The sequence below is a fragment of the Vibrio sp. SCSIO 43086 genome, from assembly GCF_051132235.1.
GTDB classification, from domain to species: domain Bacteria; phylum Pseudomonadota; class Gammaproteobacteria; order Enterobacterales; family Vibrionaceae; genus Vibrio; species Vibrio diabolicus.
Map to the genome: position 1 here is coordinate 2,770,317 of NZ_CP072677.1, position 23,733 is coordinate 2,794,049.

The 23,733-nt window shown below is 44.7% G+C and carries 22 protein-coding genes; 10 read left to right on the forward strand and 12 right to left on the reverse strand.

All coding sequences use genetic code 11. The features are described from left to right. Positions 1-23 precede the first annotated feature (23 nt). Positions 24-1,694 carry a SulP family inorganic anion transporter gene (locus J8Z23_RS13070; RefSeq protein WP_145532543.1) on the reverse strand — a complete coding sequence of 557 codons (1,671 nt, stop codon included), beginning with the start codon at positions 1,692-1,694 and terminating at the stop codon, positions 24-26. A 277-nt stretch (positions 1,695-1,971) separates the two neighbouring features. Here J8Z23_RS13070 and can point away from each other — a divergent pair, with 277 nt between their 5' ends. After that, positions 1,972-2,640, forward strand: coding sequence for a carbonate dehydratase (gene can / locus J8Z23_RS13075; RefSeq protein ID WP_005379996.1), 669 nt, complete (start codon positions 1,972-1,974; stop codon positions 2,638-2,640). Positions 2,641-2,718: 78 nt separating this feature from the next. Here can and hpt read toward each other — a convergent pair whose 3' ends face one another. Further along, positions 2,719-3,249 carry a hypoxanthine phosphoribosyltransferase gene (gene hpt, locus J8Z23_RS13080; protein ID WP_005379995.1) on the reverse strand — a complete coding sequence of 177 codons (531 nt, stop codon included), beginning with the start codon at positions 3,247-3,249 and terminating at the stop codon, positions 2,719-2,721. A 318-nt stretch (positions 3,250-3,567) separates the two neighbouring features. On the opposite strand from hpt, the gene opaR reads away from it, so the two are divergent. Next, entirely contained in the window at positions 3,568-4,182 is a 615-nt protein-coding gene (gene opaR, locus J8Z23_RS13085; RefSeq protein WP_031780576.1) for a transcriptional regulator OpaR, read from the forward strand. Positions 4,183-4,327: 145 nt separating this feature from the next. Here opaR and lpdA read toward each other — a convergent pair whose 3' ends face one another. The 5 genes from lpdA to ampD all read right to left on the reverse strand — a co-directional run bounded on the left by lpdA (position 4,328) and on the right by ampD (position 12,365). Next, entirely contained in the window at positions 4,328-5,755 is a 1,428-nt protein-coding gene (gene lpdA, locus J8Z23_RS13090; RefSeq protein WP_005379993.1) for a dihydrolipoyl dehydrogenase, read from the reverse strand. Positions 5,756-6,022: 267 nt separating this feature from the next. Continuing rightward, complete coding sequence (gene aceF, locus J8Z23_RS13095) at positions 6,023-7,909, reverse strand: pyruvate dehydrogenase complex dihydrolipoyllysine-residue acetyltransferase (RefSeq protein ID WP_434633857.1); 1,887 nt, start codon at positions 7,907-7,909, stop codon at positions 6,023-6,025. Positions 7,910-7,928: 19 nt separating this feature from the next. After that, a complete protein-coding gene (gene aceE, locus J8Z23_RS13100) occupies positions 7,929-10,592 on the reverse strand; it encodes a pyruvate dehydrogenase (acetyl-transferring), homodimeric type (RefSeq protein WP_005396679.1) in 2,664 nt (887 codons plus the stop codon). Positions 10,593-10,640: 48 nt separating this feature from the next. After that, positions 10,641-11,408 (reverse strand): pyruvate dehydrogenase complex transcriptional repressor PdhR, encoded by a 768-nt coding sequence (gene pdhR / locus J8Z23_RS13105; RefSeq protein WP_005396680.1) that lies wholly within the window; start codon positions 11,406-11,408, stop codon positions 10,641-10,643. Between the two features lie 405 nt (positions 11,409-11,813). Beyond that, the gene (ampD, locus tag J8Z23_RS13110) at positions 11,814-12,365 is read right to left on the reverse strand and encodes a 1,6-anhydro-N-acetylmuramyl-L-alanine amidase AmpD (protein WP_104970938.1); all 552 of its coding nucleotides are present in this window, start codon (positions 12,363-12,365) and stop codon (positions 11,814-11,816) included. 92 nt (positions 12,366-12,457) lie between these two features. Between ampD and nadC the strand changes: the two genes are divergently transcribed. The 8 genes from nadC (at position 12,458) to yacG (ending at position 19,604) form a co-directional block, all read left to right on the forward strand. Further along, the gene (nadC, locus tag J8Z23_RS13115; RefSeq protein WP_053809204.1) at positions 12,458-13,345 is read left to right on the forward strand and encodes a carboxylating nicotinate-nucleotide diphosphorylase; all 888 of its coding nucleotides are present in this window, start codon (positions 12,458-12,460) and stop codon (positions 13,343-13,345) included. A 262-nt stretch (positions 13,346-13,607) separates the two neighbouring features. Next, positions 13,608-14,000 (forward strand): pilin, encoded by a 393-nt coding sequence (locus tag J8Z23_RS13120; protein ID WP_301659778.1) that lies wholly within the window; start codon positions 13,608-13,610, stop codon positions 13,998-14,000. Positions 14,001-14,003: 3 nt separating this feature from the next. Then, on the forward strand, positions 14,004-15,689 hold the full coding sequence (gene pilB / locus J8Z23_RS13125; protein ID WP_301659779.1) for a type IV-A pilus assembly ATPase PilB: 1,686 nt from the start codon (positions 14,004-14,006) through the stop codon (positions 15,687-15,689). Positions 15,690-15,712: 23 nt separating this feature from the next. Further along, positions 15,713-16,936 (forward strand): type II secretion system F family protein, encoded by a 1,224-nt coding sequence (locus tag J8Z23_RS13130; protein ID WP_074191781.1) that lies wholly within the window; start codon positions 15,713-15,715, stop codon positions 16,934-16,936. Positions 16,937-17,000: 64 nt separating this feature from the next. Beyond that, the gene (locus tag J8Z23_RS13135) at positions 17,001-17,870 is read left to right on the forward strand and encodes a prepilin peptidase (RefSeq protein WP_434633862.1); all 870 of its coding nucleotides are present in this window, start codon (positions 17,001-17,003) and stop codon (positions 17,868-17,870) included. Further along, the gene (gene coaE, locus J8Z23_RS13140) at positions 17,871-18,485 is read left to right on the forward strand and encodes a dephospho-CoA kinase (RefSeq protein WP_047008979.1); all 615 of its coding nucleotides are present in this window, start codon (positions 17,871-17,873) and stop codon (positions 18,483-18,485) included. It begins immediately after the preceding gene. A 27-nt stretch (positions 18,486-18,512) separates the two neighbouring features. Beyond that, positions 18,513-19,253, forward strand: a complete 741-nt coding sequence (zapD, locus tag J8Z23_RS13145) for a cell division protein ZapD (protein ID WP_005396691.1) — start codon at positions 18,513-18,515, stop codon at positions 19,251-19,253. 156 nt (positions 19,254-19,409) lie between these two features. After that, positions 19,410-19,604 carry a DNA gyrase inhibitor YacG gene (gene yacG, locus J8Z23_RS13150; protein WP_264904458.1) on the forward strand — a complete coding sequence of 65 codons (195 nt, stop codon included), beginning with the start codon at positions 19,410-19,412 and terminating at the stop codon, positions 19,602-19,604. Between the two features lie 494 nt (positions 19,605-20,098). Here the strand turns inward: yacG and rplS are convergent, their stop codons facing one another. From rplS to ffh, 5 genes are all read right to left on the reverse strand, one after another. Further along, entirely contained in the window at positions 20,099-20,452 is a 354-nt protein-coding gene (gene rplS, locus J8Z23_RS13155; protein WP_005379971.1) for a 50S ribosomal protein L19, read from the reverse strand. A 41-nt stretch (positions 20,453-20,493) separates the two neighbouring features. After that, positions 20,494-21,237: a tRNA (guanosine(37)-N1)-methyltransferase TrmD gene (gene trmD, locus J8Z23_RS13160; RefSeq protein ID WP_005425529.1), complete on the reverse strand. Its 744-nt coding sequence runs from the start codon at positions 21,235-21,237 to the stop codon at positions 20,494-20,496. 27 nt (positions 21,238-21,264) lie between these two features. Beyond that, a complete protein-coding gene (gene rimM, locus J8Z23_RS13165; RefSeq protein WP_005379964.1) occupies positions 21,265-21,813 on the reverse strand; it encodes a ribosome maturation factor RimM in 549 nt (182 codons plus the stop codon). A gap of 29 nt (positions 21,814-21,842) precedes the next feature. Continuing rightward, complete coding sequence (gene rpsP / locus J8Z23_RS13170; protein ID WP_005379962.1) at positions 21,843-22,091, reverse strand: 30S ribosomal protein S16; 249 nt, start codon at positions 22,089-22,091, stop codon at positions 21,843-21,845. Positions 22,092-22,300: 209 nt separating this feature from the next. Further along, positions 22,301-23,683 carry a signal recognition particle protein gene (ffh, locus tag J8Z23_RS13175; protein WP_005385423.1) on the reverse strand — a complete coding sequence of 461 codons (1,383 nt, stop codon included), beginning with the start codon at positions 23,681-23,683 and terminating at the stop codon, positions 22,301-22,303. Between the last annotated feature and the right edge of the window lie 50 nt (positions 23,684-23,733).

The window sequence follows — 23,733 nt, forward strand, 5'->3', positions numbered from 1 at the left end:
TTGCGTTTTAACGATCAGAGTGATTACGCCGTTATACGCTGATACTGGTCCGCCTCGACATGTGCTACCGCCGCATTTAATGCTTCATAACGGAATTGGTACATATTGTCATTCGGGACAAGATCAATAACGTGGAACTTTTCTAGCTGTTCTCGCGTGCGCTCATTTGGACACAACAAATACACGGCACAATTAGCATCGAGCGCATCTTTAATCGCGTTTTCTAACGCTAAACCGACAGTAACATCAATCATAGGTACATCGGTAAGATCGAGAATCATCACATCATAATCCGAAATACTGGAGTGCTGGCGTGAAATTGCCTTAGAAACACTGAAGATCATTGGGCCCGAAAGATAAAAGAACAGTACTTTGCCATTGGCGCGATCAAGCAAGCCACGCTCGCTGTCAGTTAGCGGCACATCGTCTTCATCCGCGTCGCTGATCGCTTTCACTTGTCTCGCCTGTTCTCGGCTCAGACGCTCAATGATAATAATGTTGGAAATAAAGACGCCCAAGCCCACGGCAACGATAAGATCAACGAACACTGTGAGCAACATAACGCCATACATTACCGCCATTCCGGAAAAGCTAACCTTGTGTGCTCGTTGAATAAAACTCCAATCCAAAATGTTAAAGCCGACATATACTGCAATGCCAGCCAACACTGCCATTGGGATCGGCTCCGTTAATCCACCAGCAACCAATACGACCAATGCAAGCATAAGTGCACGAATCACACCGGACAATGGCGAACGAGCCCCAACTTGAATGTTAGTCACCGTGCCCATGGTTGCGCCCGCGCCAGGTAGTGCACCGAACAAGCCTGAGATCATGTTGGCAAGGCCTTGGCCTCGCAGTTCTTTGTCTGAGTCGTGCTCTTTACGAGTCAAGGAGTCACCGATAACCGCCGTCAACAAAGTATCGATACAACCTAAGGTGCCGAGCACCAACGCATCAATAACCATCTCAACAAACATATCTGGATCAATATGAGGTGCAACGAGAGAAGGCAATCCAGCCGGGATTTCACCGATACGACGAATGTCTTCCGTATCAAAGAGCATCACAGACAACAAAGTCACCGCAACCAACGCCACGAGTTGCGCTGGTACATATTTTCGATATTGCTTAGGGAAGAAAAAGAGAATCCCCAAAGTTAGTAGACCTAAAAACAGTTCACTGAACTTAAGGTTAGAAATAGTCTCCGGCAAAGCAGATAATGTTCCGAGCACTCCTCCAGAAGGCGCGGCATGCCCCATCAAAGGTGATAGCTGCAAAATGATAAGAATCACGCCAATCCCTGACATAAAGCCCGAAATCACGCTATAAGGCATCAAGGTAACGTATTTACCCAGTTTTAACGTCCCTAATAGGATTTGGAACGCGCCAGCCATCATAACAACCGTGAAGGTCATGGCCATGCCCGTTCCTGGATACTTCGCCATCATACTGGTTAACACAGCGGTCATGATTACCGTCATTGGCCCTGTTGGTTCTGATATTAACGTATTAGAACCACCAAACAACGAAGCAAACAGACCGACCATTATTGCGCCCCAGAGGCCTGCTTCTGCCCCTGCACCGGATGCAACACCGAACGCTAACGCCAAAGGAAGAGAGATAATCGCTGTGGTTACCCCGCCAAATACATCCCCTTTGAAATTAATATCTTCAAAACGACTACCGAACACTGCTGATTTCCCTGCATTCAATTTTAAAAAGTAAAATGTCATTACTTTAACGAGCCAGGCGAAAATTTAAACCATAAATAGATTAAGGCTAAATTCACACCACAAATAATTAGGCCTAATTTTACGTTTTTATTGATGAAAACTAGTCAGATGAGTCCTGTCTGACGAATATTTAACGAGATCGAAATTGTAACATTGTGTATAGTTACAACACTGATCGCTTGCATGTTCATATAAGCGGCAGCGCTTTTGTCTTTTAAGGGAAGTAGTTTGCAAGATGCCGGAAATTAAACAGTTATTTGAAAACAATTCAAAATGGTCTCAAGAGATCAAATCTGATCGACCTGAATACTTCGCAAAACTCGCAGAGGGTCAAAAGCCCGATTTTCTTTGGATTGGCTGTTCTGATAGCCGTGTCCCTGCCGAGCGACTAACCGGACTATACTCGGGTGAACTATTCGTTCATCGGAATGTTGCAAACCAAGTCATCCATACTGATCTCAACTGTCTGTCCGTCGTTCAATACGCCGTAGACGTTCTTAAGGTTAAGCACATCATTGTCTGTGGACACTATGGCTGTGGTGGCGTAAACGCTGCCATTGATAACCCTAAGCTAGGTCTTATTAATAATTGGCTGTTACATATAAGAGATATCTATTTCAAACACCGCACTTACCTAGATCAAATGCCGCAGCAAGATCGAGCGGATAAACTAGGCGAGCTTAATGTTGCAGAGCAAGTGTACAACTTGGGTAACTCAACCATCCTGCAAAACGCTTGGGAGCGTGGGCAAGATGTTGAAATTCATGGCGTGGTATACGGCATTGAAGATGGTCGTTTAGAGTACTTAGGCATTCGTTCTAACTCTAAGGAAACCGTAGAAGCGTCTTATCAGAAAGCCCTTTCGACGATTCTAAATACAGACAATAAGCTGCTTTGTCGCTAAGCTACATCTAAGAGTTGAACAAAAAAACGCCCATCTGAGATGGGCGTTTTTTTATATTTTTAATGCTGCTCTCAATAATTATTCTTGAGGTACAACTTTACCGATGTATGGTAAGTGGCGGTATTTCTGCGCGTAATCAATACCCACACCAACGACAAACTCATCTGGGATTTCAAAACCAATCCAATCCACAGGAACATTCACTTCACGACGAGATGGTTTATCTAAGAGCGTACAAATCGCGATAGACTTTGGCTCACGCAGCGATAAGATCTCACGGATTTTATTTAGTGTGTTACCTGTATCAATGATGTCTTCAACAAGCAAAATGTCTTTGCCTTTGATGTCATCATCCAAATCTTTCAAGATACGAACGTCACGTGAACTTTCCATTGTGTTGCCGTAGCTTGACGCAGTCATAAAATCAACTTGGTGAGTCAGTTCGATAGCACGTGCCAAGTCTGCCATAAATACAAATGAGCCACGCAATAAGCCTACCAACACAAGATCTTCACTACCTTGATAACGCTCTGTAATTTGTTTGCCTAATTCACGAACTCGTTCCTGAACTTCTTGCTCAGAAATCATGACTTCTATTGTATGTTTCATACTGTGCTCAATCTAATTTGTGGGTTGAGGTAAGTCGCACGCAAACGATCACCTAATCTTACGGCGTGTAGTGTATCACCACGTTCATTGGGTTGAAAGTCACATCCTGTTGCCAAAAAATCTTGGAAGAAGGTCTTAGTTTTATAAAGTTCATAGCTAATTTTATCAATAATAATGACATTACTGTATATAAATTGTTCTACAGATGTTGACCTTGTTGATATGCACCATTACACTCATCACTGCTTTAAGCAACTATTAAAATAATCAATTAGGGGGTTACCCCCAATATCAACTCAAATGGCAAGGAAAATGGATATGGACTCAATTGCAAAGAGACCTAGAACTAGGCTTTCCCCGATTAAGCGTAAGCAACAGTTAATGGAAATCGCATTGGAAGTGTTTGCGCGCCGCGGCATCGGTCGTGGTGGTCACGCTGATATCGCAGAAATCGCTCAAGTTTCTGTGGCGACCGTTTTTAACTACTTCCCGACTCGTGAAGACTTAGTGGATGAAGTACTCAACCACGTCGTACGTCAGTTCTCGAACTTCCTATCGGATAACATTGACTTAGACTTACACGCGCGTGAAAACATCGCCAATATTACTAATGCGATGATAGAGCTTGTCAGCCAAGATTGTCACTGGCTAAAAGTTTGGTTCGAGTGGAGTGCTTCAACACGTGATGAAGTATGGCCATTGTTTGTTTCAACTAACCGTACTAACCAGTTGCTGGTACAAAACATGTTCATTAAAGCGATTGAACGTGGCGAAGTGTGTGACCAGCACGATTCAGAACACTTGGCAAACTTGTTCCATGGTATTTGTTACTCACTGTTTGTCCAAGCGAACCGTGCAAAAAGTGAAGCGGAACTTAAGCACCTTGTTAGTTCATACTTAGACATGCTTTGCATTTACAACCGTGAACACTAAAGCTTAACTCACGATATATATCAGCCCACCGTTTGGTGGGCTTTTTATTGTCTGCTGTCAGCTGAACACACGTTTTACATTCCTAACTAACAAGCATAAAAAACCGCTGCAATGCAGCGGTTTCTATCATTCAGTCAGAAAAAGCTTACTTCTTCTTAACTGCTTTTTTGTTTGGCAGGTCAGTGATTGAACCTTCAAATACTTCAGCAGCTAGACCTACAGACTCGTGTAGAGTTGGGTGAGCGTGGATAGTCAGAGCGATATCTTCTGCATCACAGCCCATCTCAATTGCAAGGCCGATTTCACCAAGTAGTTCACCACCGTTAGTACCAACGATAGCACCACCGATTACGCGGTGAGTTTCTTTGTCGAAGATTAGCTTAGTCATACCGTCTGCACAGTCAGATGCGATTGCACGACCTGATGCTGCCCATGGGAATGTCGCCACTTCGTACTTGATGCCTTCTTCTTTCGCTTCTTTTTCAGTCTTACCAACCCAAGCTACTTCTGGCTCAGTGTACGCAATTGAAGGGATAACTTTAGGGTCGAAGTAGTGCTTCTTACCAGAGATAACTTCAGCTGCTACGTGACCTTCATGCACACCTTTGTGAGCAAGCATTGGTTGACCAACGATATCACCGATCGCGAAGATGTGAGGAACGTTAGTACGCATTTGCTTATCAACGTTGATGAAGCCACGCTCGTCAATTTCTAGACCCGCTTTTTCACCGTCGATTAGCTTACCATTTGGTACACGACCGATAGCAACTAGAACCGCATCGTAACGCTCAGCTTCAGCTGGCGCTTTCTTGCCTTCCATTGAAACGTAGATACCGTCTTCTTTTGCTTCAACTGCTGTTACTTTCGTTTCTAGCATTAGCTTGAACTTGTCTTTGATACGCTTAGTAAATACTTTCACGATATCTTTGTCTGCTGCAGGAATTACCTGGTCAAACATTTCAACAACTTCAACTTTAGAACCTAGAGAGTGGTAAACCGTACCCATTTCTAGACCGATGATACCACCACCCATGATAAGCAGTTTTTCTGGCACTTCTTTTAGTTCAAGAGCGTCAGTAGAGTCCCAAATACGTGGGTCTTCATGCGGGATAAATGGCAGTTTGATTGGACGAGAACCAGCCGCAACGATTGCATTGTCAAAGTTAACAACTGTTGGCTCACCTTCGCCTTCTACAAGGATAGAGTTAGGGCCAGTGAACTTACCGTAACCGTTAACTACTGTAACGTTACGCATCTTAGCCATGCCGCTTAGGCCGCCAGTTAGTTGATTAACAACTTTTTCTTTCCAGATGCGGATTTTGCTGATGTCTGTTTGAGGCTCACCGAACACAACGCCGTGGTCAGCCATCGCTTTCGCTTCCTCAATTACTTTAGAAACGTGAAGCAGTGCTTTAGATGGGATACAACCCACGTTCAGACATACACCGCCAAGCGTGCTGTAACGTTCAACTAGTACAGTTTCAAGACCTAAGTCCGCACAACGGAATGCAGCGGAGTAACCAGCAGGACCAGAACCAAGTACAACAACTTGGGCTTTAATTTCTTTGCTCATTTTGACCTCTTGTAGTCATTATCCCTAACAGGCTGAGTGGGTATCGATTTTTTATGTTTAAGAGAGATTTGTTTTAAACAGTTATTTTCAGACCGCTAACAGTTTACAGAGATGTTAATGGTGTGAAAAGTAAATCAATTTAGCCTGTGAGCTAGACAACAATTCGATTGTGAAAACCCTGAACGAAGCAAGGCTGATAACCAAATTGTCGGTAATTATGATTAGCAGAGGCGGCTAAGTTGCCGCCTCTCATTCATCTAATTTCTATTACAGAACTAGACGACGAATGTCAGATAGACATGAGTTTAGGTAAGTGATGAAGCGCGCACCTTCAGCACCATCGATCACACGGTGGTCGTATGATAGAGACAGTGGAAGTTGTAGACGCGGTTCGAACTCTTTACCGTTCCATACCGGTTTCATTTCTGACTTAGACACACCTAGGATACCAACTTCTGGTGCGTTTACGATTGGAGTAAACGCTGTACCGCCGATACCGCCTAGGCTAGAGATAGTGAAACAGCCACCTTGCATGTCAGCAGCAGTTAGCTTACCAGCACGTGCTTTCTTAGAAACCGCCATTAGCTCTTCAGATAGCTCGTAGATGCCTTTCTTGTTCACGTCTTTAAATACAGGAACAACTAGACCGTTTGGTGTATCTACCGCGATACCAACATTCACGTATTTCTTCAGAATTAGGCTCTCACCGTCTTCTGATAGAGAAGAGTTGAACGCTGGGAACGCTTCAAGCGCTTTAGCTACCGCTTTCATGATGAACACAAGTGGTGTGATCTTCATGCCAGTGTCTTTCTTCGCTTCAATCGCGTTTTGCTCTTTACGGAATGCTTCAAGAGCCGTGATGTCTGCGTTATCCCACTGTGTAACGTGCGGGATCATTACCCAGTTACGGTGTAGGTTTGCGCCAGAGATCTTCTTGATGCGAGATAGCGGTTGAACTTCTGTCTCACCAAACTTGCTGAAGTCCACTTTTGGCCATGGTAGTAGACCAAGAGCCGCGCCGTCGCCTTTGCCAGATGCTGCTGCACCTGCGCCAGACTCAAGACGCTTAAGTGCATCTTTCACGTAAGCTTGAACGTCTTCTTTTAGGATACGGCTCTTACGACCAGAACCTTTAACCTTAGAAAGGTTAACGCCAAATTCACGCGCTAGACGACGAACAACTGGAGACGCGTGAGCGTACTCGTCGTTCTCTTTGAAATCGCCAGTCGCTGCTGGAGCTGCTGCCGCTGGAGCTTCTGCTTTAGGAGCCGCAGGTGCTGCTGCTTGAGCTGGAGCCGCTGCAGGAGCTGGAGCTGCGCCCGCCACTTCGAATACCATGATTAGTGAGCCAGTAGACACTTTGTCGCCAGCTGCAATCTTGATTTCTTTCACTGTACCAGCAAATGGTGCAGGAACTTCCATAGAAGCTTTGTCACCTTCAACAGTGATTAGAGATTGCTCTTCTTCCACTGTGTCGCCAACGGCAACCATGATCTCAGTAACTTCAACTTCGTCGCCGCCGATATCTGGAACGTTCACTTCTTTTGCCGCAGACGCTGCTGGAGCTGCTGCCGCAGGAGCTTCAGTTGCCGCTGGTGCTGCTGGAGCGCCTGAACCTGCTGTTTCGAACACCATGATAAGTGAGCCAGTCGATACTTTATCGCCTGCTGCAACTTTGATCTCTTTTAGAGTACCTGCGAATGGCGCTGGAACTTCCATAGAAGCTTTGTCGCCTTCAACAGTTAGAAGAGATTGCTCTTCTTCGATGCTGTCGCCAACGGCAACCATGATTTCAGTAACTTCTACTTCATCACCACCGATGTCTGGTACGTGAACTTCTTTTAGTTCTGCCGCTGCTGCTGGAGCTGGAGCTGCTGCTGGAGCTGCTTCTGCCGCAGGAGCAGGTGCAGCGTCAGCTGCACCCTCGGCTTCGAAAATCATGATTAGAGAACCAGTAGAAACCTTGTCGCCTTCTGCAACTTTGATTTCTTTAACGATACCCGCTTGAGAAGCAGGAACTTCCATAGAAGCTTTATCGCCTTCAACTGTGATCAGAGACTGCTCTTCTTCAACCTTGTCGCCAACGCTTACAAGAATCTCAGTAACTTCAACCTCATCCGCACCGATGTCTGGTACATTAATTTCGATTGCCATTTCTTATCTACCTTCTTAATTAAGCGTATAGCGGGTTTGTTTTCTCTGTGTCGATGTCGAATTTCTTAATTGCTTCTGCAACTACAGATTTCTCAACTTCGCCACGTTTCGCTAGTTCAGTTAGCGCTGCTACTACTACGTAACCTGCGTTCACTTCGAAGTGACGACGTAGGTTTTCACGGCTGTCTGAACGACCGAAGCCATCAGTACCAAGAACTTTGAAAGACTCAGCAGGAATGTATGCACGAACCTGCTCTGCGTAGTTCTTCATGTAGTCAGTTGCTGCGATAGCAGGCTCAGTACCCATTACTGTTTGGATGTAAGGTACTTTCGCTTCCGCTTCTGGGTGAAGCATGTTGAAACGCTCTGCATCTTGGCCATCGCGAGTTAGTTCGTTGAATGACGTTACAGAGTAAACATCAGAAGCAACACCGTAATCTTCGCTTAGGATTTGAGCTGCTTTACGTACTTCATTCATGATAGTACCAGAGCTCATCAGCTGAACTTTCGCTTTGTCGCCCGTGTAAGTTTCTAGCTTGTAGATACCTTTACGGATGCCTTCTTCAGCGCCTTCTGGCATTGCTGGCATTGCGTAGTTTTCGTTCATTAGCGTTAGGTAGTAGAACACGTTTTCTTGTTCTGGACCGTACATGCGACGGATACCGTCTTGCATGATTACAGCTACTTCGTACGCGAATGTTGGGTCGTAAGAAATACAGTTAGGAACCGTACCCGCCAAAATGTGCGAGTGGCCGTCTTCGTGCTGTAGACCTTCACCGTTCAACGTTGTACGACCCGCAGTTGCACCTAGTAGGAAACCACGTGCTTGTTGGTCACCAGCCATCCACGCCATGTCGCCAACACGTTGGAAGCCGAACATTGAGTAGTAGATGTAGAACGGAATCATTGGTAGGTCGTTTGTCGAGTATGAAGTCGCAGCAGCAACCCATGAAGACATAGCACCTAGCTCGTTGATACCTTCTTGTAGAACCTGACCTGAAGTCGCTTCTTTGTAGTAAGAGACAACGCCACGGTCTTCTGGTGTGTAAGTTTGACCGTGCGGGTTGTAGATACCGATTTGACGGAACAGACCTTCCATACCGAATGTACGCGCTTCGTCAGCAATGATAGGAACGATGTTCTTACCAATGTTCTTGTTCTTAAGTAGAACGTTTAGTGCACGTACGAATGCCATAGTAGAAGAGATATCACGCTTCTGTTCTTCTAGTAGTGGCTTGAATTCTTCTAGCTCAGGAACGATGAATTCTTGAGTGAATTTTGGTAGACGCTGTGGTGTGTAGCCGTGTAGCGCTTTACGACGAGCGTGTAGGTATTCGTACTCTTTTGAACCTTCTTCAAGTTTCAGGTACGGAAGTTCTTTCACAGCTTCGTCAGTTAGGATGTCTTGAAGACCTAGACGATCACGTAGGTGTAGTACGTGAGTCATGTCCATCTTCTTAACTTGGTGCGCGATGTTCTTACCTTCAGCCGCTTCACCCATGCCGTAACCTTTAACAGTCTTAGCTAGGATTACTGTTGGACGACCTTTAGTTTCTGCCGCGTTTTTGTATGCCGCGTATAGCTTAGAAGACTCGTGACCACCACGCTTAAGTGCGAAGATTTCGTCATCAGTCATGTCAGCAACAAGTGCCGCTGTCTCTGGGTACTTACCAAAGAAGTGCTCACGTACGTACGCGCCATCTTTTGATTTGAATGTTTGGTAGTCGCCATCGATCGTTTCGTTCATAAGCTGTAGAAGCTTACCAGAAGTATCTTTAGCTAGTAGTGAATCCCAGTTGTTACCCCAGATTACTTTCACTACGTTCCAACCAGCACCTTTGAACAGACCTTCAAGTTCTTGAATGATCTTACCGTTACCCATTACAGGGCCATCTAGACGCTGTAGGTTACAGTTGATTAGGAAACATAGGTTGTCTAGTTTCTCACGCGCAGCGAAAGAGATAGCACCACGTGATTCTGGTTCATCCATCTCACCGTCACCTAGGAACGCGTAAACGCGCTGCTCTGAAGTATCTTTCAGACCACGGCCTTCTAGGTACTTAAGGAAACGAGCTTGGTAGATAGAAGCGATTGGACCTAGGCCCATCGATACTGTCGGGAACTGCCAGAATTCAGGCATCAGTTTAGGGTGCGGGTATGAAGGAATACCTTTGCCGTCTACTTCTTGACGGAAGTTGTCTAGCTGCTCTTCAGTTAGACGACCTTCAACGAATGCACGTGAGTAGATACCTGGTGAAATGTGACCTTGGTAGTAAACTAGGTCGCCACCGTCCTTCTCGTTCGGCGCACGGAAGAAGTGGTTGAAACATGTCTCGTAGAACGCAGCAGAAGACTGGAAAGACGCCATGTGGCCGCCTAGCTCTAGGTCTTTCTTAGATGCACGTAGAACGATCATGATAGCGTTCCAACGAATAATTGAGCGAATACGACGCTCAAGTGTTGTGTCACCTGGGTATGCTGGTTCTTGGTCTGCAGGAATCGTGTTGATGTAGTTAGTTGTGATACCTGTTGGCATATCAACACCGTCTAGACGTGCTTTATCTAGAACTTGCTCTAATAGGAATTGAGCACGCTCTAGACCTTCTTCACGTACAACTGACTCAAGCGCTTGTAGCCATTCTTGAGTTTCCAGTGCATCTACGTCATGCTTCATATCAGACATGGCGATCTATCCTTCTGTTGGTTGGATCTACTTATTTAAGTAACGCTCTTACGAGTCATTACCCTGCTGAATTCGACGTAGAGAACGCTCTCGTCGAGACTCTTCTCGAGTCAAATCCAACAATGTTTCTTCGATGTAAGCCAAGTGCGAGTGGGACATTTCTCGCGCCTTTTCAGGCTGACCAGAAACAATCGCATCCACGATATTGGCTCGGTGTTTACTGACTTTCTCGACCGCTTCTGGGCGGCGACGTAGTAATTTAAAATTTTGTAGAATATTTTGCTCAAGCAAAGGCGCTAAGCTTCGAACAATGTGCAACAAAACCACGTTGTGCGCAGCTTCTGTCAAAGCGATCAAAAATTGCATCACTTCTGCAGATTCAGCTTCGATATCGTTGTTTGCTTGCTCTTGGCTAATGCGCTCAAGGCAACCTTGAATACGCGCAAAATCTTCTTCGGTACCACGTAAAGCTGCAAAGTAAGCTGAAATTCCTTCCATTGCATGACGAGACTCAAGCACATCAAGCTGGGTTTCAGAATGACTAGACAACAAATTCAACAAGGGATCTGAAAAGCTCTTCCAGATATTCTCACTTACGAATGTTCCGCCACCTTGGCGACGAGTTAACAAACGCTTCGCTTCTAAGCGTTGAATGGCTTCTCGGACTGAAGGACGAGACACATCGAACTGTCTTGCCAGTTCACGCTCTGGAGGCAGTTGTTGCCCCGGAGACAATGTTCCTTCCACTATCAACCTTTCTAACTCTTGTTCTATAACATCAGAGAGTTTTGGCTGACGAATCCTTTGATAAGCCATAATTTATTGTTCTTCTACTCTTGCAGGTAATTGGTAATACCAATTTTAAGTTGGTGCAGAAATTAACATAATTAAAACGCCACTGTCCAGCCGAAAATTGACCTAAATCATAGAACGAGCTTACTTCCAACAGTCTGATAACAACCGACTGTTAAAACAGCAATAGAATTGGTATGACCAATTACATAAAGCATACAAATGGGAAGTCGACGTGCTAGCAATTTTGGAAAAGAAATACAGAAAATGACAAAATTATCAGTCTATTTCTTCACCAAAACGGCGTATACGAGCGTAAAAATGTAGTTAACTTTTAACAATCATTAATATTTCTGGTATCAAAAAAAGGCATACCTGATCGTATGCCTTATTTATTTCGCTTTTTTGAATTTACACTTTCGCTACAAATCAACGCTGTATAAGCTGTCTATATTTCACCCAATCAAAGCTTAGACCAGGATCGCTTTTTCTCAAGGGCGCAATATATTGATGACCGGTAATTCGTGGCAGGGTGATGTGGGGATAAGACTGCATAATTACCTCAGTGATCTCTGCAAGTGATTGATATTGCGCTTCTGTGTAGGCAGTAAATTCTGTCCCTTCAAGCTCGATACCAATGGAATAGTCATTACAACGCTCCCTGCCCGCGAAACTGGATTGACCGGCATGCCATGCTCTATCGAGAAAAGAAACAAATTGAACGACCTCGCCGTTTCTCTTAATCAAGCAATGTGCAGAAACGCCCATTTTGTGAATAACTTCAAAAAATGGATGTGCGTTTGGGTCTAGCTTGCCAGTGAAGAAGTCCTCTATATATGGTCCACCAAACTGCCCAGGAGGCAAACTGATGTTGTGTACCACCAGCAGAGAGATGTCGTTTATATCAGAGCGGACATCAAAAAATGGTGACGGAACATGCTTTGCCTGTGTCAGCCAGCCATTCTCGATAATTGGGCGCATATCAACCTCTCTACTTTGCAAATTAACTGCTGAAATTATTGACACCGGAGAGTATCATTCGTTGCCATCTCCCTTTCAAGACAAGATTTGCGATGAAGAACACACACAACATTCAAGAACGCCTAGAATACCTTAAACAACAACTCCCTTTAGAGATCACTCGCTCTGTCGCTGATACCTTAAAAGAAGATCTAGGTGGCAGTGTCGACGCAGATAACGACATTACTGCATCTTTGATCCCTGCCGATGCGGTCAATACCGCAACGATTATTACTCGTGAGCATGGTGTGTTCTGTGGTCAAGCATGGGCTGATGAAGTTTTTAAGCAGCTCGGTGGTAAGGTCAGCATTGAATGGCACGTAAAGGACGGCGATAAAGTCGAACCTAACCAAACCCTTTGCACGCTGACAGGCCCTGCTCGTGACTTGTTGACTGGTGAGCGTAACGCAATGAACTTCATCCAAACGCTGTCTGGCTGCGCAACAGTTACCGCAGAGTACGCTGAAAAAATCGCGCATACTGAGTGTCGTCTACTAGACACACGCAAAACCATTCCAGGTCTGCGTAGCGCACTAAAATACGCCGTGACGTGCGGTGGTGGCTTTAACCATCGCATCGGTGTGTTCGATGCTTACCTCATTAAAGAAAACCACATTATTGCTTGTGGTGGCATCACTCAAGCCATCCAAAAAGCGAAAGAGCTTAACCCAGGCAAACCGGTAGAAGTAGAAACGGAAAGCTTAGAAGAGTTGAAACAAGCGATAGACGCTGGTGCCGACATCATCATGCTAGATAACTTCACAAAAGAAATGATGCGTGAAGCCGTAGCGATTAACGCAGGTCGTGCCGCTTTAGAAAACTCCGGCAACATTACGCTAGAGACCATCGCAGAATACGCAGAAACCGGTGTCGATTACATTTCGGTAGGCGCGTTGACTAAGCATCTAAAAGCGATGGATCTTTCGATGCGCTTCAAATAATAAAAGCAACACAACCTAAATTACTTCAACTAACTCAGTGAGTTGTGAGTAATTCATCATTAAAAAGGGCCAATAGGCCCTTTCTTTTTATCCATTAAAAAAATAGTACTACTCGCAAAACTCTGCATGCGATATGCAACTTTTCACCAAAGAGTTTTATCTCACTCGAGAGCCCATCTCTTCCCCATTTTCAACCCACCTTAACTCTCCATAATCTTTCGCCAATGCAATAGCATTATTAATTTTTAGGAAAGGGTTAAAAATGAAAAATAGTAAACAGAAAAAACAACAGGGTTTTACTCTGATTGAATTGATGATTGTGGTGGCAATTATTGGTGTTTTGGCGGCAATAGCTATCCCTGCCTATCAAGACTACGTAAAAAAAGGGGAAGCATCCTCAGCATTAGCAACGCTGAAGGCACTTCAAACTCCAGCAGAGCTTGAATGGCAGCAGAATGGAGCTTTGTCCAATATCGGGGCTTTAGGCTCTGCAACGGATGCGAATACACTTGGGACACTAGCTGTTGCAAGCCCTGATATTACATTTACTTTTGTTGGTGGTGCTTTAGACACTACAACTTTAACACTATCTAGAGGTACCACAGGATGGACTTGTGCGAATACGACAGGTGTAACACTTGACGGTTGTAGCTAATAAATGTTGCACAACCTCTCAACCATTCTTCGTCAAAAAGGATTACTGACGTTTTCCCAAGAAGAATCGTTAATAGAGCAAGTTAAAGCTTCTGGCATCTCGATGCCGGAAGCTTTACTCAGCTCTGGATTCTTCACATCAAGCGAACTGGCCGAGCACTTAAGTTCTATTTTTGGTTTAAATCAGCCCGAGTTATCTCAGTATGAGTACGCTTCGCTTTGTCAACAACTCGGTCTACGTGAATTAATCACTCGACATAACGCACTCCCGCTCAACCGCACGCCTTCAACGTTATTATTAGCGGTTGCCGACCCCACTAATCAACAAGCTGAAGATGATTTCCGCTTTGCCACTGGTTTACAGATTGAATTGGTGTTGGCGGATTTTCGTCAACTCAGCGCGGCAATCCGACGATTATATGGTCGTTCATTGAGTCACGAGAAGTCTGGATTAAAAGAGATAAACCAAGAAGAATTAGCCAACCTGGTTGATGTGGGCGCAGATGAAATCGACAACATTGAAGACTTGAGCCAAGACGAATCTCCTGTTAGCCGTTACATAAACCAAATTCTGTTGGACGCTGTGCGCAAAGGCGCATCCGATATCCACTTTGAACCTTATGAAAAGATGTACCGCGTTCGCCTACGCTGTGATGGCATCTTAATCGAAACACAGCAGCCACCAAGCCACTTAAGTCGCCGCTTATCCGCTCGTATCAAAATCCTCTCTAAGCTTGATATTGCAGAGCGGCGTTTACCACAAGATGGGCGTATTAAGCTCAAGTTGAATCAAGACACCGCGATTGATATGCGTGTATCCACGCTACCGACTCTATTCGGAGAGAAAATTGTATTACGACTGCTCGACAGCAGCTCTGCGTCACTGGATATCGACAAGCTTGGTTATAGCGAACAACAAAAACAATTGTACTTGGATGCGCTGCGTCGCCCACAAGGCATGATTCTGATGACAGGCCCAACTGGGAGCGGGAAAACCGTTTCTCTGTACACTGGGCTGAGTATTCTCAATAAACCAGAAATCAACATTTCCACGGCAGAAGACCCCGTAGAAATTAACTTATCGGGCATTAACCAAGTTCAAGTTCAGCCTAAGATTGGTTTTGGTTTTGCCGAAGCCCTGCGCTCTTTCTTACGTCAAGACCCCGATGTAGTAATGGTCGGTGAGATTCGTGATTTAGATACCGCCGAAATCGCTATAAAAGCATCGCAAACCGGTCACTTAGTACTTTCAACCTTGCATACCAATTCTGCGGCTGAAACGGTGATTCGTTTATCAAACATGGGCGTAGAAAGCTTTAACTTGGCCTCCTCTCTTAGTTTGATTATTGCCCAGCGCTTGGCCCGAAAACTGTGCTCGCACTGCAAACAGTCGCAGGAGCTTACCGTTCAGCTACAACATCTCGGAATTCAAACAAGCGACAACATTTTTAAAGCCAATCCCGATGGATGCAATGAGTGTACCCATGGTTATTCCGGCCGAACGGGGATTTATGAAGTGATGCGCTTTGATGAATTTCTTTCCGAAGCGCTTATTAAAGGCGCGTCGGTACATGAACTAGAAAAACTCGCCATCGCAAATGGTATGAGCACGTTACAAATGTCGGGCATAGAAAAACTCAAACAAGGGATCACAAGTTTTAGTGAACTACAGCGCGTACTTTATTTTTAATCCTTTAATCAGCAGTCACCTCTATGAAAACCACTACACCACAACTTAAAAACTTCCGCTGGAAAGGCATCAACAGTTCAGGCAAAAAGACGTCTGGACAAACCCTCGCGATGACAGAAATTGAAGTACGCGAGCGTCTAGACGCACAACACATCAAGATCAAGAAGTTAAAGAAAAGCAGTATCTCGTTTCTCACTAAACTCAGCCATCGCGTGAAAGGCAGAGACATCACGGTGTTTACCCGTCAGATTTCGACGATGTTGATAACCGGTGTGCCCTTAGTTCAGGCTTTAAAATTGGTCTCAGAAAACCATAAAAAAGCAGAGATGAAATCCATTTTGATGAGCGTGACACGCGCTGTTGAGGCAGGTACACCCATGTCAAAAGCCATGCGCACTGCAAGTGAACACTTTGACCCACTCTATACCGACCTTATCGCAACAGGTGAGCAATCCGGTAACTTAGCAGAAGTATTCGAGCGCTTAGCCACCTACCGAGAAAAAAATGAACAACTCCGTGCGAAAGTGATCAAAGCCTTGATTTACCCAGCCATGGTAGTGCTAGTAGCGTTAGGCGTCTCGTTTATCATGCTCACCAAAGTCATTCCCGAGTTTGAAAAAATGTTTGTTGGTTTTGGTGCTGACTTACCTTGGTTTACCAGGCAAGTATTAGATCTTTCCGCCTGGACACAAAACTGGAGCCCATTTATAGCACTAGGCTCTATCAGTCTATTCATCTCGGCGAGAATCCTCTCTAAGCGTTCAGATTCTTTTCGCTTAATGCTCAATCGCTCTGTGCTTAAATTTCCTGTTCTTGGCCCTGTATTATCAAAAGCCGCTATCGCCAAATTTAGTCGAACACTCGCCACAAGCTTTACAGCGGGTATTCCAATTCTAACCAGTTTAAAAACCACATCAAAAACCTCAGGAAACTTACACTATCAACTCGCCATAGAAGAAGTTTACCGTGATACCGCCGCAGGTATGCCAATGTATGTTGCCATGCGTAACTGTAATGTGTTCCCTGAATTAGTGTTACAAATGGTCATGATCGGTGAAGAGTCTGGTCGACTTGACGATATGCTCAATAAAGTTGCAACGATCTACGAGTTTGAAGTCGATAACACCGTCGACAACCTTAGTAAAATTCTAGAGCCGCTAATTATCGTTTTTTTAGGCATCGTTGTTGGCGGATTAGTGACAGCAATGTACTTGCCAATCTTTAACTTAATGAGTGTATTGGGCTAGAATGAGCTGTTAACTCCTTTAAAACAGCATCTTGCTGATTTCACTCATCGCTCAAGAGACAAATATGGAAGTATTCCAGTACTACCCTTGGCTATTCGTTGTGTTTGCCACCATCTTCGGTCTGATCGTGGGTAGCTTCCTCAATGTGGTTATTTATCGACTACCTAAAATCATGGAACTAGAATGGCGACGCGAATGTGCCGAGTCATTTCCTGAATACAGAATAGAACCTCCTAAAGAAGTGCTGACCTTGAGCGTCCCACGCTCCTCCTGTCAGAAGTGCGCAACGCCGATACGTATTCGAGACAACATCCCTGTGATTAGCTGGCTGCTTTTAAAAGGCAAATGCCACAACTGTCAGACAGCCATTAGCGCACGCTATCCACTGATTGAACTGCTCACTGCGTTCTGCTCAGGCTTTGTCGCTTACCACTTTGGTTTTAGTTACTTTACCGTTGCCCTACTCTTTTTCACTTTTATCTTAATCGCCGCAACATTTATCGATCTCGATACTATGTTGTTACCTGACCAATTAACATTACCATTAACTTGGGCTGGCATTGCCTTAGCATTAGTCGAAATAAGTCCTGTTACTCTACAAGATTCTGTCATTGGTGCTATTGCTGGTTACCTATGTCTCTGGTCCGTTTACTGGGGCTTTAAGCTACTTACTGGTAAAGAAGGAATGGGATATGGTGATTTTAAACTACTAGCAGCACTAGGGGCTTGGCTGGGCTGGCAGTCACTGCCGATGATCATTCTACTTTCTTCTGTGGTTGGCATCGTATTTGGCATCATTCAACTACGCTTGCAAAAACAGGGAATTGAAAAAGCTTTCCCTTTCGGTCCTTACTTAGCAATTGCTGGTTGGATAAGCTTAATTTGGGGCGACCAGATTTTAAACTGGTACTTTACTTCAGTTCTAGGAGTGTAAATGGCTTTGGTTATTGGTTTAACAGGTGGTATCGCTAGCGGTAAAACAACCGTCGCGAATCTGTTCAAACAACAATTTAAAATCGATATCGTCGATGCAGACATTGTAGCAAGAGAAGTTGTCGAGCCAGGCACTCCCGGCCTAAACGCGATTATTGAACATTTTGGTCACGATATCGTTCGTGAAGACCAAACTTTAGATCGCGCAAAGCTGAGAGAGAAAATCTTTTCAAACTCAGATGAAAAAGCATGGCTCAACGCACTGTTGCACCCGATAATTCGTGAAAAGATGATCGAAGATTTGCAGCAAGTCACCTCAGAGTATGCGTTACTTGTGGTGCCGTTGCTCGTAGAAAACAAGCTAGACAGTTTGTGTGATCGAGTTCTTGTCGTCGATGTAGAACCGAATACACAGATATCTCGCACGATGAAACGAGACAATGTGAGTGAAGAACAAGCTCGCGCCATCCTTGCCTCTCAAGCATCAAGAGAGCAAAGACTCGCGCTTGCAGACGATGTGGTTAAGAATAATCCAAGTGACCCAGATCTTTTGCTTCAAATCACAGATTTGCACGAAAAGTACCTAGCCATGTGTAAGAAAAATCTGCGAAAATAGGAACGAAACTCACAAAGGCTTATGTCGATGACCACGCACAAATTTGAACATCCGTTAAATGAGAAAACTCGTATTTATCTAAGAGTGGAGTCTCTGCTGCGTCAGGCTCACTTGGCCTCTGGGTTTAGCGAAAATCACCAGTACCAACTGTTTTTCCGTGCGTTATTCGATATGGTTGAAATTTTCGAACAGATCCAGCTAAAAAGTGAACTGGCCAAAGATTTAGAGAAACAACGACTATCGTACCGCCATTGGCTAAATGTTGATGGTGTCGATCAAGACGCATTAAATACCCTACTACAAGAGATAGATGTCGTTCATAGCCAACTGATGGGTGCAGAGCGTTTTGGTCAAGCACTAAAAGAAGACCGCTTCTTAAGCTCTATCCGCCAACGCTTTAATCTGCCGGGTGGTTCATGTTGTTTTGATTTGCCAGCGTTACATTACTGGCTTCACCTACCCATTGAACGTAAAAAGCATGATGCGCAGCAGTGGCAAGCAAGCTTAAGGCCCTTGTCTGATGCGCTTTCATTATGGTTAAAGCTCACTAGAGAGACCGGACATTTTAAAGCTCAAATCGGTCGTGCGGGTTTCTTCCAAAGTGACGCTGATGAAGCTAATATTCTAAGACTTCACATCCCAATGGAATATGGCGTTTATCCTATGATTTCTGGCCATAAAAACCGCTTTGCGATCAAGTTTATGTCGTTTGAAAACGGTCAAGCGTGCACACAAGATATTGAGTTTGAACTTGCTGTGTGCAGCTAAGACGACACTAAGCCTCCCCCATAATCTAAAATTCAACGCTTTATTACGCTTATATTGGATAACATTTCGTAGCAGCAATAGCGCGTTGAATAAGCCATCTTGAATTCATTTAGGTATACTACCCTTTAACACCAATTAGTAATGGGACGCTCAACTATGTCTAAAATTACCATCGTTCAATGCCCACAATGTGGCGCCGACGTAGAATGGGGAGAACAAAGTCCTCATCGCCCTTTCTGCAGTAAAAAATGCCAAATGATTGATTTTGGTGAGTGGGCAGATGAAGAAAACACCATCCCAGGCGCCCCCGATATGTCCGACAGTGATGGCTGGTCTGAAGACCAGTATTAATTAAGGCACTAGGGTAAAGGAATATCCTAGGCTCCTTCTTGGGGAGTCTAAATCACGCTCTTTCGTCGCTGCCCAGAGTGACGAATTTTAACCGCAGAGCCCTGTAATCTTTGGTCATCATTTGCCATCATTCCGAGGAACCATAGCGACATCAGGAATCCACTCACAGCAAGGACTCTTCTGAAGTTGACGACTTAAACACTAGTGCTTTCGGCTAGTAGATTCTGAATCCCGCTACTTCGTCGCTATCCAGAATGATGAATTTTAACCATTGCGGTCTGTAATCGGTATTCATTCATCCCTTTTCTACTCTGACTATTTTGTGATCTAGCAAAGCTATTTTTATTCGAGCAAGGCGGAAGCGTGGAGAGTATGCCAGTGCATGAGCATCGACAGTACAGATCGGGTGAAAAGAAACGAGCAAGCTAATTACACAAATAAAAAAACGGAGCCCTAAAAGGACTCCGTTTAAGATGAGAACGCTAGTTATAGCATTACTTCTTAGCAAGTTTCTCTTTGATACGAGCAGACTTACCAGAACGCTCACGTAGGTAGTACAACTTGGCACGACGTACTGCACCACGGCGTTTAACTTCGATGCTATCAACGATTGGAGAGTGTGTTTGGAACGTACGCTCAACACCTTCACCGTTAGAGATTTTACGTACAGTGAAAGCAGAGTGTAGACCACGGTTACGGATTGCGATTACAACGCCTTCGAAAGCCTGTAGACGCTCACGGTCACCTTCTTTTACCTTAACTTGAACTACAACAGTGTCACCTGGTGCAAATTTAGGTAGGTCTGATTTCATTTGCTCTTCTTCAAGAGCTTTGATGATGTTACTCATTTTTTAAATTCCTAGAATAAACTGATACTAAATAAATTAGGTTACTTTGCGTTATGTTCACTAATGAACTCAGCAAGTAATTGTTCCTGTTCGTCAGTCAGAGCTAGGTTTTCCAGGAGCTCTGGTCTTCTAAGCCAAGTTCGGCCCAGCGACTGTTTTAGTCGCCATTGACGAATGTCCTTGTGATTGCCTGACATCAGTACCGCTGGTACCTCTTTGTCATCCAACACTTCTGGACGCGTATAGTGAGGGCAATCTAACAAGCCATTTGCAAAAGAGTCTTCTTCTGCTGACGCGAAATCCCCTAGTACACCCGGAACAAACCGAGAGACAGAGTCGATTAACGTCATGGCTGGTATCTCACCACCCGTCATCACAAAATCACCAATCGACCATTCTTCGTCGACTTCAGATTGAATGATGCGCTCATCTACCCCTTCATAACGACCACAAATCAGAAGCAAGTTCTCATTCGTTGCCAGTTCTTCCACTCCTTTCTGGTCGAGCTTGCGACCTTGAGGAGAAAGATAAATGACTTTCGTCTTGCCCGGTGAGGCTGCTTTCGCGGTATGAATGGCATCGCGCAAAGGCTGAACCATCATTAACATACCAGGGCCACCACCGTAAGGTCGGTCATCGACTGTGCGATGTTTGTCGTGAGTGAAATCTCTAGGATTCCAAGTTTCAATCGACAAAAGACCTTTTTTAACCGCTTGACCTGTTACTCCAAAATCAGTAACAGAACGGAACATTTCTGGAAAAAGGCTAATAACGCCAACCCACATGTTTATCTCGCTCTGTAATTTTGGAGATTAGAATCCAGGATCCCAGTCAACTTCGATCCGTTGAGCTTCGCGATCAACATTAATGATCACTTGCTCTTCAAGGAACGGGATTAATCGTTCCTTCTGCCCGAAAGCATCTTTAAGATTTGCTTTAACAACCAGAACATCGTTTGAGCCAGTTTCTAGCATGTCAGTAACGACACCTAGATCGTAACCTTTAGTAGTTACAACTTGCATCCCAAACAATTCGCGCCAGTAGAACTCATCTTCTGACAATTCAGGCAGTACCGCAGGGTCAATAGCAATTTCAAAGTTCGTCATTAGATGCGCGTCTTCACGAACATCCATGCCTTCCAGCTTAGCCACCATACCTTTGTTATGGCGCTTCCAGCTTTCTACTTTGTACTCAACCCACTTACCCTTTTGGTTAATGTACCAAGGGCTGTAATCGAAAATGCTTTCAGCATTGTCTGTGTAGGAAAAAACCTTAAGCCAACCTCGAATGCCGTAAGTAGCACCAAACTTGCCTACAACAATCTTTTCGTTGCTCATTGTTTCTTTACCTTTCATCGACATAAACTAGTTTCTACTTTTCAAGTAAAAAATTAAGCCGCTTTTTGAGCGTCTTTAACTAGCTTAGCAACGCGGTCAGATACAGACGCGCCTTGACCAACCCAGTGGTTAACGCGGTCTAGGTCTAGACGTAGACCTTCTTCTTGACCTTTAGCAGTTGGGTTGAAGAAACCAACTTTCTCGATGAAACGGCCAGTTGCAGCGTTGCGGCTGTCCGCTACTACGATTTGATAAAATGGACGCTTTTTAGCGCCGTGACGTGCCAAACGAATGGTTACCATGTCGTCCTCTTTGCTTTCTCAAAAATAAAATTAACCCCAAAAACCATTCAAGAAATTAAATAGTTTGGGGTCTCGTGCCAAAATAAAGCTCCGGAATTTTACTCTTCTCCCGGAGCAATGCAAGGAGTTTAGTTACTTTTTCACCAACATAAATTGAATTTAAAGTTTGTGACGTACCTAACACCCTGAATCTATGCGTGATCGATTAATTAACGACCAAATGGGTTGAAGCCACCGCCTCCACCCATGCCGCCCATCATGCCTTGCATGTTGCGCATCATGCCTTTCATGCCACCTTTTTGCATCTTTTTCATCATCTTCTGCATTTGGGTGAACTGTTTTAGTAAGCGGTTTACGTCTTGAACCTGCACACCAGAACCAGCCGCAATACGTTTCTTGCGTGAGCCTTTGATAATCTCTGGGCGTTGACGTTCTTTCATTGTCATGGAGCTGATGATCGCTTCCATCTGTTTGAACATCTTGTCATCGACTTTGTCTTTCACATTGTCTGGTAGCTGAGACATGCCAGGAAGCTTATCCATCATGCCCATCATGCCGCCCATGTTTTGCATCTGGCCTAGCTGTTCACGGAAATCTTCAAGGTCGAAACCTTTCTTCTCTTTGAACTTCTTCGCCAGCTTTTCTGCTTTTTCTTGGTCAACGTTGCGTTGTAGGTCTTCAATTAAAGACAGAACGTCACCCATACCAAGAATACGTGAAGCAACACGATCTGGATGGAACGGTTCTAGCGCGTCAGTTTTTTCACCGACACCCAAGAATTTGATTGGTTTGCCCGTTACATGGCGTACTGACAGTGCCGCACCACCACGAGCATCACCATCAACTTTAGTTAGAACCACACCGGTAAGAGGTAGCGCATCGCCAAAGGCTTTTGCTGTATTTGCTGCGTCTTGACCCGTCATAGCGTCAACAACAAATAGCGTTTCTACTGGGTTGATAGCTGCGTGAAGATCTTTGATCTCCCCCATCATCTCTTCATCAATCGCCAAGCGACCTGCGGTATCGACAATCAATACGTCGTAGAATTTTTTCTTCGCATGGTCAATCGCTGCATTGGCGATATCAATAGGCTTCTGGTCTGGTGATGATGGGAAGAAGTCAACACCGATGTCTGATGCCAGCGTTTCAAGCTGCTTGATTGCCGCAGGGCGGTAAACGTCGGCAGACACAACCAAGACTTTCTTCTTGTCACGTTCTTTTAAAAGCTTAGATAGCTTACCTACCGATGTGGTTTTACCCGCACCTTGTAGACCCGCCATAAGAAGCACAGCAGGTGGTTGAGCGGCAAGGTTTAGCGCCTCATTCGACTCACCCATTACGGCTTCAAGTTCTGTTTGAACGATCTTGATAAATTCCTGACCTGGAGTCAGAGATTTAGAAACTTCTACACCTACCGCTTTTTCTTTAACGCGGTTAACAAATTCACGAACAACCGGAAGCGCAACGTCAGCTTCAAGTAAGGCCATTCGTACTTCACGTAGGGTCTCTTTAATGTTGTCTTCGGTCAGACGACCTTTGCCACTGATATTTTTCAGCGTTTTGGATAATCGATCCGTTAAATTCTCAAACATCTTTGTCTCTTCGCTAAAATGGCGATTAATTAGTGTGAGTATACATTAGC

Excerpts from the sequence above, each read along its gene's own strand:
- J8Z23_RS13130 (WP_074191781.1), top strand. The coding sequence starts at position 15,713 with ATGAAAACCACTACACCACAACTTAAAAACTTCCGCTGGAAAGGCATC.
- can (WP_005379996.1), top strand. The coding sequence starts at position 1,972 with ATGCCGGAAATTAAACAGTTATTTGAAAACAATTCAAAATGGTCTCAA.
- aceF (WP_434633857.1), bottom strand. The coding sequence starts at position 7,909 with ATGGCAATCGAAATTAATGTACCAGACATCGGTGCGGATGAGGTTGAA.
- rplS (WP_005379971.1), bottom strand. The coding sequence starts at position 20,452 with ATGAGTAACATCATCAAAGCTCTTGAAGAAGAGCAAATGAAATCAGAC.
- aceE (WP_005396679.1), bottom strand. The coding sequence starts at position 10,592 with ATGTCTGATATGAAGCATGACGTAGATGCACTGGAAACTCAAGAATGG.
- J8Z23_RS13120 (WP_301659778.1), top strand. The coding sequence starts at position 13,608 with ATGAAAAATAGTAAACAGAAAAAACAACAGGGTTTTACTCTGATTGAA.
- pilB (WP_301659779.1), top strand. The coding sequence starts at position 14,004 with ATGTTGCACAACCTCTCAACCATTCTTCGTCAAAAAGGATTACTGACG.
- hpt (WP_005379995.1), bottom strand. The coding sequence starts at position 3,249 with ATGAAACATACAATAGAAGTCATGATTTCTGAGCAAGAAGTTCAGGAA.
- lpdA (WP_005379993.1), bottom strand. The coding sequence starts at position 5,755 with ATGAGCAAAGAAATTAAAGCCCAAGTTGTTGTACTTGGTTCTGGTCCT.
- J8Z23_RS13135 (WP_434633862.1), top strand. The coding sequence starts at position 17,001 with ATGGAAGTATTCCAGTACTACCCTTGGCTATTCGTTGTGTTTGCCACC.
- coaE (WP_047008979.1), top strand. The coding sequence starts at position 17,871 with ATGGCTTTGGTTATTGGTTTAACAGGTGGTATCGCTAGCGGTAAAACA.
- ffh (WP_005385423.1), bottom strand. The coding sequence starts at position 23,683 with ATGTTTGAGAATTTAACGGATCGATTATCCAAAACGCTGAAAAATATC.
- rpsP (WP_005379962.1), bottom strand. The coding sequence starts at position 22,091 with ATGGTAACCATTCGTTTGGCACGTCACGGCGCTAAAAAGCGTCCATTT.
- opaR (WP_031780576.1), top strand. The coding sequence starts at position 3,568 with ATGGACTCAATTGCAAAGAGACCTAGAACTAGGCTTTCCCCGATTAAG.
- yacG (WP_264904458.1), top strand. The coding sequence starts at position 19,410 with ATGTCTAAAATTACCATCGTTCAATGCCCACAATGTGGCGCCGACGTA.
- ampD (WP_104970938.1), bottom strand. The coding sequence starts at position 12,365 with ATGCGCCCAATTATCGAGAATGGCTGGCTGACACAGGCAAAGCATGTT.
- zapD (WP_005396691.1), top strand. The coding sequence starts at position 18,513 with ATGACCACGCACAAATTTGAACATCCGTTAAATGAGAAAACTCGTATT.
- trmD (WP_005425529.1), bottom strand. The coding sequence starts at position 21,237 with ATGTGGGTTGGCGTTATTAGCCTTTTTCCAGAAATGTTCCGTTCTGTT.
- pdhR (WP_005396680.1), bottom strand. The coding sequence starts at position 11,408 with ATGGCTTATCAAAGGATTCGTCAGCCAAAACTCTCTGATGTTATAGAA.
- nadC (WP_053809204.1), top strand. The coding sequence starts at position 12,458 with ATGAAGAACACACACAACATTCAAGAACGCCTAGAATACCTTAAACAA.
- rimM (WP_005379964.1), bottom strand. The coding sequence starts at position 21,813 with ATGTCGATGAAAGGTAAAGAAACAATGAGCAACGAAAAGATTGTTGTA.